The 12,968-nt window shown below is 62.0% G+C and carries 14 protein-coding genes; 7 read left to right on the forward strand and 7 right to left on the reverse strand.

The features are described 5' to 3' along the window. Positions 1–29: 29 nt before the first annotated feature. Together AB8A27_RS25190 and hslV are read right to left on the reverse strand one after the other, a co-directional pair. Positions 30–641, reverse strand: coding sequence for a DUF2585 domain-containing protein (locus AB8A27_RS25190; protein ID WP_441244244.1), 612 nt, complete (start codon positions 639–641; stop codon positions 30–32). Continuing rightward, positions 638–1,210 carry an ATP-dependent protease subunit HslV gene (gene hslV / locus AB8A27_RS25195; RefSeq protein ID WP_115032094.1) on the reverse strand — a complete coding sequence of 191 codons (573 nt, stop codon included), beginning with the start codon at positions 1,208–1,210 and terminating at the stop codon, positions 638–640. The genes AB8A27_RS25190 and hslV overlap by 4 nt, the downstream gene beginning before the upstream one ends. 201 nt (positions 1,211–1,411) lie before the next feature. Between hslV and hisB the strand changes: the two genes are divergently transcribed. From hisB to coaA, 7 genes are read left to right on the forward strand one after another with little or no spacing between them, the layout of a single operon-like run. Continuing rightward, complete coding sequence (gene hisB / locus AB8A27_RS25200) at positions 1,412–2,005, forward strand: imidazoleglycerol-phosphate dehydratase HisB (RefSeq protein WP_068730239.1); 594 nt, start codon at positions 1,412–1,414, stop codon at positions 2,003–2,005. 33 nt (positions 2,006–2,038) lie between these two features. Next, positions 2,039–2,569 (forward strand): DUF2628 domain-containing protein, encoded by a 531-nt coding sequence (locus tag AB8A27_RS25205; RefSeq protein WP_441244245.1) that lies wholly within the window; start codon positions 2,039–2,041, stop codon positions 2,567–2,569. Continuing rightward, positions 2,566–3,216: an imidazole glycerol phosphate synthase subunit HisH gene (gene hisH, locus AB8A27_RS25210; protein WP_441244246.1), complete on the forward strand. Its 651-nt coding sequence runs from the start codon at positions 2,566–2,568 to the stop codon at positions 3,214–3,216. Before AB8A27_RS25205 ends, hisH begins: the two co-directional genes overlap by 4 nt. After that, complete coding sequence (gene hisA, locus AB8A27_RS25215) at positions 3,213–3,944, forward strand: 1-(5-phosphoribosyl)-5-[(5-phosphoribosylamino)methylideneamino]imidazole-4-carboxamide isomerase (RefSeq protein WP_441244247.1); 732 nt, start codon at positions 3,213–3,215, stop codon at positions 3,942–3,944. Before hisH ends, hisA begins: the two co-directional genes overlap by 4 nt. A gap of 10 nt (positions 3,945–3,954) precedes the next feature. After that, positions 3,955–4,716 carry an imidazole glycerol phosphate synthase subunit HisF gene (gene hisF, locus AB8A27_RS25220; protein ID WP_441244248.1) on the forward strand — a complete coding sequence of 254 codons (762 nt, stop codon included), beginning with the start codon at positions 3,955–3,957 and terminating at the stop codon, positions 4,714–4,716. Between the two features lie 48 nt (positions 4,717–4,764). Continuing rightward, on the forward strand, positions 4,765–5,085 hold the full coding sequence (locus tag AB8A27_RS25225; protein WP_068730243.1) for a phosphoribosyl-ATP diphosphatase: 321 nt from the start codon (positions 4,765–4,767) through the stop codon (positions 5,083–5,085). Between the two features lie 28 nt (positions 5,086–5,113). Beyond that, positions 5,114–6,067, forward strand: coding sequence for a type I pantothenate kinase (coaA, locus tag AB8A27_RS25230; RefSeq protein ID WP_089263094.1), 954 nt, complete (start codon positions 5,114–5,116; stop codon positions 6,065–6,067). Positions 6,068–6,071: 4 nt separating this feature from the next. Here coaA and AB8A27_RS25235 read toward each other — a convergent pair whose 3' ends face one another. The 5 genes from AB8A27_RS25235 to AB8A27_RS25255 all read right to left on the reverse strand — a co-directional run bounded on the left by AB8A27_RS25235 (position 6,072) and on the right by AB8A27_RS25255 (position 12,884). Beyond that, positions 6,072–7,022, reverse strand: a complete 951-nt coding sequence (locus AB8A27_RS25235) for a GNAT family N-acetyltransferase (protein WP_441245022.1) — start codon at positions 7,020–7,022, stop codon at positions 6,072–6,074. Between the two features lie 135 nt (positions 7,023–7,157). Then, positions 7,158–9,404: an ATP-binding protein gene (locus AB8A27_RS25240; protein ID WP_441244249.1), complete on the reverse strand. Its 2,247-nt coding sequence runs from the start codon at positions 9,402–9,404 to the stop codon at positions 7,158–7,160. A 175-nt stretch (positions 9,405–9,579) separates the two neighbouring features. Then, positions 9,580–10,050, reverse strand: coding sequence for a hypothetical protein (locus tag AB8A27_RS25245; RefSeq protein WP_441244250.1), 471 nt, complete (start codon positions 10,048–10,050; stop codon positions 9,580–9,582). Between the two features lie 105 nt (positions 10,051–10,155). Beyond that, positions 10,156–11,694 (reverse strand): YifB family Mg chelatase-like AAA ATPase, encoded by a 1,539-nt coding sequence (locus AB8A27_RS25250; RefSeq protein WP_441244251.1) that lies wholly within the window; start codon positions 11,692–11,694, stop codon positions 10,156–10,158. 209 nt (positions 11,695–11,903) lie between these two features. After that, entirely contained in the window at positions 11,904–12,884 is a 981-nt protein-coding gene (locus tag AB8A27_RS25255) for an MBL fold metallo-hydrolase (RefSeq protein WP_441244252.1), read from the reverse strand. Between the last annotated feature and the right edge of the window lie 84 nt (positions 12,885–12,968).

Genomic DNA, 12,968 nt, shown 5'->3' on the forward strand with positions numbered 1-12,968 from the left:
AGGTTGAGAAGGGCGTTGGGACAAGCGGATCAGATGATGGGTGGCCCGGCCTGCCAGGTTCGGATCGCTTCAAATGGATGAATCAGCATGATCACGTTCAAAGTGAGATTGTCGCGAATATGCAGGCCGACCAGAACCTCGAATAGCAGTGCGATCGCCACCGTAGCCGCGACCGGCAACGTCCTGGCAAGAATGAAGCCGGTGATCATCGAGAGCGTGTCCGCCAGCGAATTGACAATGCTGTCGCCGTAATAATCCAGCGACATCGTTCCGGCGCGGTAGCGCTCGATGATCCAGCTCGAATTTTCCAGCAGCTCCCAGCCGCCTTCGACGAGCATCGCAACGATCAGGCGCGCGATCCAGGACAGCCGCGGAAACAGCAGCCAGGTGGCGGCGTAAAACAGGAAGCCATGGATAATGTGGGAGAAAGTGTACCAGTCGGTGAGGTGCTGTGAATTCTCCGAACTCAGCACCACGCCATGCCAGAGCTTCACATAGCCGCAGGCGCAGATCGGCAATCGCCCCATCGCATAAAGAAGTACCGCCTGCAGGGTGAGCAGACCGAGCGCAATGACTACGCCCTGTTTGACCGAGAGGTCGCTGACGGACGACGCGCGGGTGTTGTGACCCGCGACGGTCATGCGTCCAGCATTTCCAGCGTCACGTTGCGGTTGGTGTAGACGCAGATGTCCGCCGCGATATCCAGCGACTTGCGCACGATGGTTTCGGCATCCTGGTCCGTATCGACCAGCGCCCTTGCTGCGGCCAGTGCGTAATTGCCGCCGGAGCCAATCGCCATGACGCCGGCTTCCGGCTCCAGCACGTCGCCGGTACCGGTCAACACAAGCGAGACGTCCTTGTCGGCGACGATCATCATGGCTTCCAGCCGGCGCAGATACCGGTCGGTGCGCCAGTCCTTGGCGAGCTCGACTGCCGCCCGGGTCAATTGGCCCGGATACTGCTCCAGTTTGGCTTCGAGCCGCTCGAACAGGGTGAAGGCGTCCGCCGTGGCGCCGGCAAAGCCGCCGATCACGTCGCCGCGGCCCAGTTTCCGAACCTTTTTAGCGTTGGATTTGATGACCGTCTGGCCGATCGAGACCTGGCCGTCGCCGCCGATCACGACCTTACCCCCCTTGCGGACGGTCAGGATGGTAGTGCCATGCCAGACTGGGGACGACCCGTCATGGGAGGCCGAATAGGATGCGTTCATGGAAACCCTCTTGAGCGCCTGATCTAGGCACGGATACCGGCCGTTGCAAATCCGGCGAGGAAGCATGGGCCAGCGGCCGATGCGCGCGGATTCCGGTCACCATAGGGCTAAAGATCGGTCCGGAATCAGCTCTCCCGCGGTAGCGAAGGTGTCATCTCCCTGTTAAAAGGGCGCGTTTTCAGCAGGCGGAGAGGCGTTTTCATGCGCACGGCGACGATCAAGCGCAAGACCAAGGAAACCGATATCGAGGTCTCCGTGAACCTCGACGGTACCGGCGTATCCAAATCGACCACCGGAATCGGCTTCTTCGACCATATGCTCGATCTGCTCGCCCGCCATTCCCGTATCGATGTCACCGTGAAGGCTGTTGGCGACCTCCATGTCGATTTCCATCACACCGTGGAGGATGTCGGTATTGCGCTCGGCCAGGCGGTTAAGCAGGCGCTCGGTGATATGGCCGGGATTACCCGCTATGCCTCGGTCTACATGCCCATGGACGAGACCTTGACCCGGGTGGCGCTGGATATTTCCGGCCGGCCGGTGCTGGTGTTCAAGTCCACCTTCCCGACCCACAAGATCGGCGAATTCGACACCGAACTGGTGCGCGAGTGGTTCAATGCGTTTGCCGGCAATGCGGGCGTGACTTTGCACGTCGAAACCCTATATGGCGAGAACAGCCATCACATTGCCGAATCCTGCTTCAAGGGTCTGGCGCGGGCACTGCGGACGGGTGTTGCGATCGATCCGCGCAATGCCGGCGAAGTGCCATCCACCAAGGGTCAGCTCGGCGGCTGATCGGCCTCTATGGTTCCGGGCGGAGTTTTTGCCATGCCGGTCTACACAGTTCACGCGCCTCGCGGCGCCGGCCCTGAGCCGTTTTCAGCGACGGACAAGTTCGAGTTCGTGCGCGATGGATTCCATTTCTGGGCGTTCGTCGCCGGCCTGATCTGGCTGATCTATCATCGGCTGTGGTGGGCGCTGCTCGGCTATGTCGTGCTGTCGATTGCCGGCGAAGTCGCGCTGTCGCTATTGAAGGTCGATCTCGGCGCCCGTTTCGTCGTGATGCTGCTGTTCGCGCTGCTGATGGGTTTCGAGGCCGCCAGCCTCCGACGCTGGACGTTGTCGCGCGGCAAGTGGCGTCAGCTCGATGTGGTTGTCGCAGATAATAAGGATGCCGCCGAGCGTCGCTTCTTCGATCGCTGGACCGCGGAGCACAACTCCGTCAACGATCAGTGGGCGATCGACCGTGGTGGTCCGCCGCCGACCCGTCATGTGCCCGCCCAACCATTTTCGCGTCCGCCGTCTCCGGCGCAAAACGACATTATCGGGTTATTCCCGCAACCGGGAGCAACACGGTGAGCGTTGCCATTATCGATTACGGCTCCGGCAACCTGCATTCGGCGGCGAAGGCCTTCGAGCGCGCCGCGCGCAGCATGGACGTGCCCGAGAAAGTCATCGTCACGCGCGATCCGGAAACGGTATTTCGCGCGGATCGCATTGTGCTGCCTGGCGTCGGCGCCTTTGCCGATTGCCGCAAGGGACTCGATTCGCTGGACGGCATGGTCGAGGCGATGACCGAAGCGGTGCGCGACAAGGCGCGTCCTTTTTTCGGTATCTGCGTCGGTATGCAGCTGATGGCGACCAAGGGCAAGGAGCACGTCACGACCGATGGGCTCGATTGGATCGCCGGCGATGTCGAGAAGATCAAGCCGCGCGACGAGACCCTGAAGATCCCGCATATGGGCTGGAATACGCTCGACATGGTGCGCGAGCACGCCGTGCTGGAGCGCCTGCCGCTCGGACCGAAAGGTCGCCACGCCTATTTCGTGCACTCCTATCACCTGAATGCGGTCAACGAGGCCGATGTGCTGGCGCGCGCCGATTACGGCGGTCCCATCACCGCCATTGTTGGCAAGGACACCGCAATCGGTACGCAATTTCATCCCGAAAAGAGCCAGCGTTTCGGGCTGGCTCTGATTTCGAACTTTCTGAAGTGGAAGCCGTGATTCTCTTTCCTGCCATCGATCTGAAAAACGGCCAGTGCGTTCGCCTCGAACAGGGCGACATGGCGCGCGCCACTGTGTTCAACCTCGATCCCGCGGCACAGGCGCGCGACTTCGAGAAGCAAGGCTTCGAATATCTCCATGTCGTCGATCTCGATGGCGCCTTTGCCGGCAAGCCGGTGAATGCCCAGGCGGTGGAAGAGATGCTGAAGGTCATCAAGATGCCGGTGCAGCTCGGCGGCGGCATTCGCGATCTCAAGACGGTGGAGGCCTGGCTGGCCAAGGGCATCACCCGCGTCATCATCGGCACGGCTGCGGTGCGCGATCCCGCTCTGGTGAAGGAAGCCGCGAAGAAATTCCCCGGCAAGGTCGCTGTCGGCCTCGATGCGCGCGACGGCAAGGTTGCCGTTGAAGGCTGGGCCGAGACCTCGACCGTCACCGCACTCGAAATCGCGCAGCGCTTTGAAGACGCCGGCGTTGCCGCCATCATCTTCACCGACATCGCGCGCGATGGCTTGCTCAAGGGTATCAATTGGGATGCGACGATTGCGCTGGCCGATTCGATTTCAATTCCGGTGATCGCCTCGGGTGGCCTCGCCTCCATCGATGATATCAAGGCCATGCTTGAGCCACGCGCTGCGAAGCTCGAAGGCGCGATCTCCGGCCGTGCGCTGTATGACGGGCGGATCGATCCGACCGCGGCGCTGAAGCTCATCAAGCAGGCGGCGTAAGGACCGAGCCATGTTCAAAGTCCGCGTGATCCCCTGCCTCGACGTCAAGGACGGACGTGTGGTGAAGGGCGTCAACTTCGTCGACCTGCGCGATGCCGGCGATCCCGTCGAGGCTGCGATCGCCTATGACGCCGCTGGCGCCGACGAACTCACTTTCCTCGATATCAACGCGACCCATGAAAACCGCGGCACCATGATGGATGTGGTCCGTCGCACCGCCGAAGCCTGTTTCATGCCGCTGACCGTCGGCGGTGGTGTGCGCACGGTGGACGACATCAAGACGCTGCTGCGCGCCGGCGCCGACAAGGTCTCGATCAATTCGGCCGCTGTGGCCAATCGCCAGTTCGTCAAGGAAGCCGCCGAGAAGTTTGGCGAGCAGTGCATCGTGGTGGCGATCGACGCCAAACGCGCGGGTTCGCGCTGGGAGATCTTTACCCATGGCGGCCGCAAGTCGACCGGCATCGATGCCATCGAATTCGCTCGGGAAGTCGTGTCATTGGGTGCGGGTGAAATCCTGCTCACCTCGATGGATCGGGACGGTACCCGCTCCGGCTTCGATATCGAACTGACCCGAGCCATTGCCGACAGCGTCGGCGTACCGGTCATCGCCTCGGGCGGCGTCGGTAATCTCGACCATCTGGTCGAAGGTATCAGGAGCGGCCACGCTACCGCGGTGCTGGCGGCCTCGATTTTTCACTTCGGGGAATTTACCATTCGCGAGGCCAAGGAGCATATGGTGCGGGCCGGACTGCCGATGCGGCTCGACCCCTAGGTCAATCTCTGGCAGGAGTCTGCGCTGCCCAGCCAACAAGGCGCCGAAATGGCTTTTACGCTTCATGACCTTGCCGATACCATCGACGCTCGCGCGGCGGCGGGTGGCGACGCGTCCTATACCCGCAAGCTGCTCGACAAGGGCGCCGAGCATTGCGCCAAGAAATTCGGCGAGGAAGCGGTCGAGACCGTGATTGCGGCGGTCGAGAATGATCGCACCAATCTGATCAATGAAAGTGCCGACCTGCTGTTTCATCTGCTGGTGCTGCTGAAAGCGCGCGGCGTGACGATCCAGGAGGTCGAGATGGCCCTCGGTCAGCGCACGTCGCAATCCGGACTGCAAGAGAAAGCTTCGCGCAAGAGCGAGTAACAGCGTCGATCACAACGGGGACCGCTTCATGGATATGCGGGCAGACCAGCAATACAATCCCTATCGGAATTTCTCGCGCGAGCAGTGGGCGAAACTGCGCGACGATACGCCGATGACGCTGGAGGCCGGCGAGATCGCTGCCCTGCGTTCGATGTATGATCGCCTCGATCTGCGCGAGGTCGAAGAGATTTATTTGCCGTTGTCCCGCCTGCTCTCGATCTATGTCACGGCGACACAACGTCTGTATTACGCGCAGCGCAAGTTCCTCGGCATCGAAGATCGCAAGATGCCTTATATCATTGGCGTCGCCGGATCGGTGGCTGTCGGCAAGTCGACCACCGCTCGCGTGCTGCAGGCTCTGCTCGCAAGATGGTCGCCGCGGCCCAAGGTCGATCTCGTCACCACCGACGGCTTTCTCTATCCGAATGCGGTGCTCGAGCGCGAAGGCATCATGCAGAAGAAGGGCTTTCCCGAAAGCTACGATCTGCCGACGCTGCTACAGTTTCTCAGCGACATCAAAGCCGGCCGCAATGCCGTCCGCGCGCCTGTTTACTCGCATCTCACTTACGATGTGGTTCCAAACAAGTGGGTCGAGGTCGATCAGCCCGACATCCTGATTGTCGAAGGCGTCAACGTGCTGCAGACCGGGCGTCTGCCGCGCGACGGCAAGGCGGTGCCCGTGGTCTCCGACTTCTTCGATTTCTCGGTCTATATCGACGCCGACGAGCCGGTACTACGCGACTGGTATGTGCGCCGCTTCCTGGCACTGCGGGACACCGCGTTCCACGATCCGCGGTCGTATTTCAATCGCTACGCATTGCTATCTGATGAAGAAGCGACGGCGACGGCGTTGGCGATCTGGGAGCGCACCAACCTCGCCAATCTCGAAGACAACATCCTGCCGACGCGACCGCGTGCCACGCTGATCCTGAAAAAGGGCGCGGATCACGTGGTGGAGAACGTCGCGCTGCGTCGCCTCTAAGTGATCACGCCGCGTGGCGTGACGCGTCCGTGCTGAAGTGCTCGATATAGCGTGCGCCGATCGACGTCACCGGCATCACGATCAATACGTCGGTCGTGCCGAACTGATGATCGATCACGGCACCATCGCCGATCATGGCGCCGATCCGCAGGTAGCCCTTGATCAACGGTGGCAGCGCACGCAGAGCCGCCTTGGTGTCGATAGCATCCTTGGCCATCCGGTTCATCTCGACATAGCGAGACGGATGCGCGCGGGCGCGCCAAGCTTCGGGCGCGCGGGCATTGTGATGCAGAAACGACAGCGGAAGTGCCAGACGATCCGGATCGGTGCCTTCAAAGCTGGCGCAACCGATCATGACGTCGAACTTGTTTTGCCGCACATAGCTCCAGATGCCCTGCCATAGCAATTCGACGGTGCGCTTGTTGCGGTAGCGCGGCAGCACGCAGGAGCGACCGAGTTCGAGGAACCGCAGACCCGCATGGCGCTCGATCATCCCCGACAGATCGAATTCGCTGTCGGTATAAAAACCCCCGTTCCGCATGGCCGCCTCATGGCGTAGCAGGCGATAGGTGCCGACCACGGGCTGTTTGCCGGACAGCGTAGGCTTGGCATCGTGATCGACGACGAGAAGGTGATCGCAAATCTTGTCGAATGCATCCTTGTCGCGGCGTGCCAGCATGGTGGCGGCGTCGGCGATCGCGGTGCCGTTCTTGTAGAATACCTTGTAGCGCAGACGCTGCGCGCGCTTCACGTCGCGCTTGTCCTGCGCGAGGCGAACTTCGAGCGGACCCATCCGGCCCAGCGAATTCGGAGTGACCGGAATGTTGCTGGCGGGATCGAGATGCAGTGGCGGCTTGAACCAGGTGATCGCAGTCTGCGCGGCGGCGCTCATGTTCTGGGGCCGCAACATCTGCATGAAACCCTGCTTCGGTCGCACCAGTTCGTTGCCGTGCATGGCCATCCCCAACTCAATCGCCTTGTGCCGCAGGCATCACGCGAATCATCGATGCGGCTTATCCGCACCAGACATCACGGGTGCTCAACAGCCGTGTGACGGGCGTGTTGCGGGGGTATGACAGCGAAGGTGGAGTTAGGCTGCGACGTGTCGGGTCTTGGCGAGTCCCTTGAGGGCTTCGGCGAGCTTGTCGCGGTCCAGGGGCTTCATCAGGAAGCCGTCCATGCCGGCCTCGAAACAGGCGTAGCGATCTTCGACCAGTGCATTCGCCGTGAGGGCCAGGATCGGGGTGCGCCGAACGCGTTGACCGGCCTCGCGCGCACGGATGCGTTTGGTGGTCTCGATGCCGTCGAGCTTCGGCATCTGGATGTCCATCAGGACGAGGTCATAGGGCGTGCCGGCGGAGTCGGAGGCGAGCCAGGATTCCAGGGCCTCATCGCCATTGGTGGTAACGACGGGCTTATGGCCAAGCCGTGTCAGCAGCGAGCGCATCAGCAGCGCGTTGATCTCATTGTCTTCGGCGACCAGGATCGAGAGGCTGGGTGCCATTGCCTCCGCTGGCTCCGGTGTGGCCGGATCGAGATCCAACGGATCATCGGTGGCGATCGTCGGTGAGTCCGTCTGCAATGTCAGGCGCGCGGCAAGCGAGGCCGCACGCAGTGGCTTCACCAGATAGCCGGTGAACGCGCTCGGCGTCGTGGGCTGCAGCTCATGACGCATCGCCGGCGTGAACAGCACTATCCGTCGGAGAGCGTATGGAATTGCAGCATCTGCAAGGCGCTCGGCAGCGTCGGCGCCGAGGGCGCGATCGATCATGACGGCGTGCCACGGGCGCTCGGGTAGCAACGCTTGCGCGACGGCGAGATCGGAGACGGTGCAGGTCTGCGCGCCCCAGCGCCCGAGCCGCAAGGCCGTCAGCGAAGCTTCGATGGTCTGTGGCGCCACCAGCATCACCGAAAGGCCGGTGAGATCCGGCGGCATGAAGGTCGCGGTGCCGCTGTCGGATGCGGCGAGCGGGATCGACACTTCGAATGTCGAGCCGGCACCGAGCTTGCTCTGTAGTGTGATGCGGCCGTTCATGCGCTTGACGATGCGCTCGCTGATGCTGAGGCCAAGACCCGTTCCGCCATAATGGCGCGCGGTGCCCTCATCTGCCTGTTCGAATTCGCGGAAGATGCGCTGCTGCGCATCCGGCGCGATGCCGATGCCGGTGTCGCGTACCAGGAACGAGATTTCGTTCGGCCAAATGCCGGGCTCGACGATCAGCGCTACACCGCCCGTCGCCGTGAACTTGATGGCATTGCCCGCGAGATTAAGCAGCACTTGGCGCAGGCGCGCTGCATCGCCCATCACTTGCAGCGGCAGCCGCTCGTCGACATAGGCCGCGATTTCGAGATTGCGGGCCTGCGCGCGGGGCGCCAGCAATTCAGTGATGTCCTCGATCAATCCCGCCAGTGCAAAGGGCCGATGTTCTAGATCGATCTTGCCGGCCTCGATCTTGGAGTAATCCAGCAGCTCCTCGATCAGCGATAGCAGTGCATCGCCGGAGGTCTTCACAGCCTTGGCGTAAGTGGTCTGTTCGGGTGTCAGCGGCGTATCGAGCAGCAAGCCGCTCATGCCGAGAATGCCGTTCAGCGGCGTGCGGATTTCATGGGACGCCATGGCGAGGAAACGCGACTTGGCGTGGTTGGCGGCATTGGCGTGATCACGCGCTTCGCTGAGGGCGCGCTCGGTCTGGGTGCGGTCGGTGACATCGCGGCCGACGCATTGCAGTTCGGCGGGCTGGCCTGCGTCGATCCGAACCAGACCTTCACGCCAGGCGATCCAGCGCGGGCCGGTGGCGGTCGCAATCTTCTGATCGTGCACGCTGGTACCGTTGGGCTCGTTGGCGATGTCGCCCTGCTCCAGCAGCGTGAGTTCGAAGCGGCTGCCGATCAACGCTTCACGCTGTTGTTCCGCCAACGCACAATAGGCATCATTGACGAAGGTGATGCAGCCTTCGCTGTCGCGGATCACGATAAGGTCGCCCTGCGCCTCGAACAGGCTGCGCGCGCGCTCTTCGGCTTCCTTCAACTCCCAGTTCCGATCGACCAGGGCGTCGTTATGCGCAGCCAGCTTGCGCATCCGCTTGCCCATGAAGCGCATGCGGATGCTCATAGTGGCCAGCGCTACGCAGGCCAGCGCGAACAGGAAGCTAGCACCGATCGCAAAAGAATGCGGATCGTAACCGGAGTCTTTGGAGGTCGAACCGGAGATGAAGCCGTAGGCGCCACCGAAGGCAGCGGAGAACATCACGAAGGAGCGGATGACGAAAGCGAACCACGGAAAGCGGCGCGCGAAGCGGCGGAAGTAGACCTTGATCCGGAAAACGCCCTTCGCCACAGATCAACACTCCGGCTTGGTCACATCAGAGCTCGTGATTGCGAGCGAACACAGGCCGCGATCTGGCGATCGCGCCCGCCGGAGACCATGCGGGGATGTTGTTGCCAAGTGCTTGCGTCACGGCAGTTTCGAATTTGCCGGCGCAGACATGGTTGATGAAGCGTTAATCCACTTCTTAGAGGCTGGCCGCTGCGATTCGCGCTGGGCTGCGGCTATGGGCGCTGACGATCAGCGCAGCGGCATCGCGCGCCGTGAAACTGCGTGACTTCACGAAGATTCGATAGTCGGCGTCACCCTGCTCCGACAGATAGATGACGGGTTCCAATGTTGCCGATGTGTCGGCAATACCGATGAAGCGGGTCGCAGCGGTGACCGGACAAGCATCCGGTTCCGCGGCATCGACATCATCGAGTACGACGAAGTCGGCGGTGTCGGCACTATCGACGATTTGCACACGCACGGTCGCCTGCAAGGGATCGCTGGTGAAGCTGACATGCGATTGCGCCTGCCAGGGCATGGTGGCGATCTGAATGGTCGTCTCACCGGTGGTGATACAAGGATGCGTGCCGGTTACGAGATCGCCTCGGGCGAGAAAAGCTGCCAGCGCAAGAGGAATCGTCGAAGCTAAAATCTTGAAACGCAGCATGACACGGTACTCGCCCTGGCCCCGTAACGCGGGGTTATGGTGAGCAGAGCGTAAACAAAACTCGTTACTATCGCGTTGACGTCCACATCAGGGGGTGCCGGAAATTCACGCTGCGCGGCGAACGTCCTCCGCCAGCGCGCGGTAAGACAACGCCTCGGCCAGATGCAGTCGCCCGATTTTCTCGGCGCCGTCGAGATCGGCCAGCGTCCGCGCTACGCGCAGCACGCGGTGATAGCCGCGCGCGGTCAGCCGCATCGTTTCGGCGGCATCGCGCAGCAATGTCAGTCCCTGGGCATCTGGCTGCGCAACCGTTTCCAGCACAGAGGCAGGCGCGGAGGCATTGGTGTGTGTGCCCGGCAATCCCGCCGCGGCGTAACGCATGGTCTGTAGATCCCGCGCGGCGGCGACGCGCACCGCGACCTCGGCGGAACCTTCCGACGGTGGCGGCAGAATGAGATCCGCTGCGGTGACAGCCGGCACCTCGATGCGCAGATCGATGCGGTCCATCAAGGGTCCCGAGATGCGCGCCTGATAGTCCGAGGTGCAGCGGTCGATCCGGCCGCGCTTGCAGGAGAAGCCCGGTTCGAAAGCGTGACCGCACCGGCATGGATTCATGGCAGCGACAAGCATGAAGCGGGCAGGATAGGTGACGCGGTGATTGGCGCGCGAGACCGCCACCTCGCCATTCTCGAGTGGTGCGCGCAGCGAATCCAGCACGCGCGGATCGAACTCCGGCAATTCATCGAGAAACAGCACACCTTGATGCGCCAGCGAAATCTCGCCCGGTCGCGCGCGCAAACCGCCACCTGTGAGCGCGGCCATGCTGGCGGAATGATGCGGTGCGCGGAACGGCCGGCGTGCGGTGAGCGCGCCATCCTTGATCTCGCCAGCCACCGACGCGATCATCGAGACTTCGAGCAGCTCCGCCGGCGATAGCGGTGGCAGGATCGACGGCAGCCGCGCCGCAAGCATGGATTTTCCCGATCCCGGACTTCCGGCCATCAACAGGTGATGGCCCCCGGCCGCAGCGATTTCGAGCGCACGCTTGGCGCTTTCCTGCCCCTTGATGTCGCGCAGATCCAGCAAGGCCTCCTCGCGTGCATGTATCTTCGGTTGCGGCCGCGACAGAACCTGTGTGCCCTTGAAGTGATTGGCGATCTGGATCAGCGATGTCGCGGCGATGATCTGGATATCGGGGCTCGCCCATGCGGCCTCCGCGCCGCAGGCCGCCGGACAGATCAATCCCTCGTCGCGCGCGTTGGCGCCGATCGCAGCCGGCAGCACGCCGGCTACAGGAGCGAGCGAACCATCCAGGCCGAGTTCGCCGAGCACGGTGAAGCCCGCCAAGGCATCCGGCGGAATCGCGCCGATCGCCGCCATCAATCCGAGCGCGATCGGTAGATCGTAATGGCTGCCTTCCTTCGGCAAGTCAGCCGGTGCGAGATTGACGATGATGCGCCGCGCTGGCAGCGCAAGACCCGAAGCGACCAGCGCCGCGCGGACCCGTTCGCGCGCTTCGGACACCGCCTTGTCGGGCAGGCCGACGATCAAGAAATTCGGCAGGCCGGGCACGACCTGAACCTGCACGTCGACTGCGCGGGCCTCGATCCCCTCAAAGGCTACGGTGGAAACGCGTTGAACCATGCCGCCCTCATTCGGGATGAAAGCGTAACCTAAGGTTGCTTCGATAGCAAGAACAATTAGTGAACGAAGTCGACAAAGTACCGTGGTCTTGGCAAAGGTGGCCAAAACCACACAAGGGACTTTCTTCCCGCAGCGTAACGACCGCTGCGGAGTTCATGCGACGATCGCTGACCCAAGATCGCCGCATGAAAGCTGCAAGAAAGTTGCCGCTAGAGATTCATCACCATCGGCTCGGCGATATAGCGGAAGCCGTCGCCCGATTTGACCACATGACCATAGCCCGGCCAGGCGAAGTGATAGGACATCACGGCGGTCTTGTTGGCCGCGAGCATGTCGAGCATCTTCACCCGCGTTGCCGCGGCCATCTTCGGATCGGAGTCATAGGCGAACTCCATCCGCGGCTTCTCCAGCAACAGCACCTGATGATGGGTGAGGTCGCCAAGGAACGCGAAGGACTTTCCGTCCGACTGAATCATGAACATGTGGTGGCCGAACGTATGACCGGGCGCATGCATGGCGGTGACGCCGGGCAGAAACTCCTGTCCGTCCTTGAAAAACACCAGGCGATCCTTCACAGGCAGCAGGTTCTTGCGCGCATGGACGATGAAGTCCTTGAGCGGCGAACCGAGTTTGCCTTCGTCGGTCCAAAACTTAAAGTCTTCCTCGCTGAGATAGACTTGCGCGTTCGGAAACAGCGGCTTGTCATTGGCATCGACGATGCCGCCGATATGATCGATATGCGCGTGTGAACACACCACTGCATCGATATCGCCGAGTTTGATACCAGCCTCGGCCATGCTCTTCTGCAAGCGTCCCGTGGTGTTGCCGAATAGTTGCGACGTGCCCATGCCGGTATCGAACAGGATTAGCCTGTCGCCCATGTTGACGATTGGCGCGTTCTGTTCGAGCACGACATTGCTGCTGCTGAGGAAATTATCCGTCAGCATCTTCTGCACGTCTTCCTTGGGCACGCCGACGAATGTGCCGGAGGGATCGCCGAGCGGCAAAGGTCCGTCGGAGACAACGGTGACTTCGGCGCTGCCGAGCATGAAGCGATGAAAGTAGGGTGCCTGTGTGCCGAGTTTGGGCGCCTTGGCTAATGCGCTGCCAATGAGGCCGGGAGCGAGGAGATTTGCGCCGATGCCTGCGCCGAGCGCGAGCAGGGACCGTCGCGAAACGTCTGAAGTCATGCGTTCCTCCACTACTATGCTTTTGCTTGCCACCACAGATGGCGGGCCGCCCGATTGATTGGGCGTGCATCAACATGCTGCCCT

The organism is Tardiphaga sp. 768_D3_N2_1, from assembly GCF_052076105.1.
Taxonomy (GTDB): Bacteria; Pseudomonadota; Alphaproteobacteria; order Rhizobiales; family Xanthobacteraceae; genus Tardiphaga.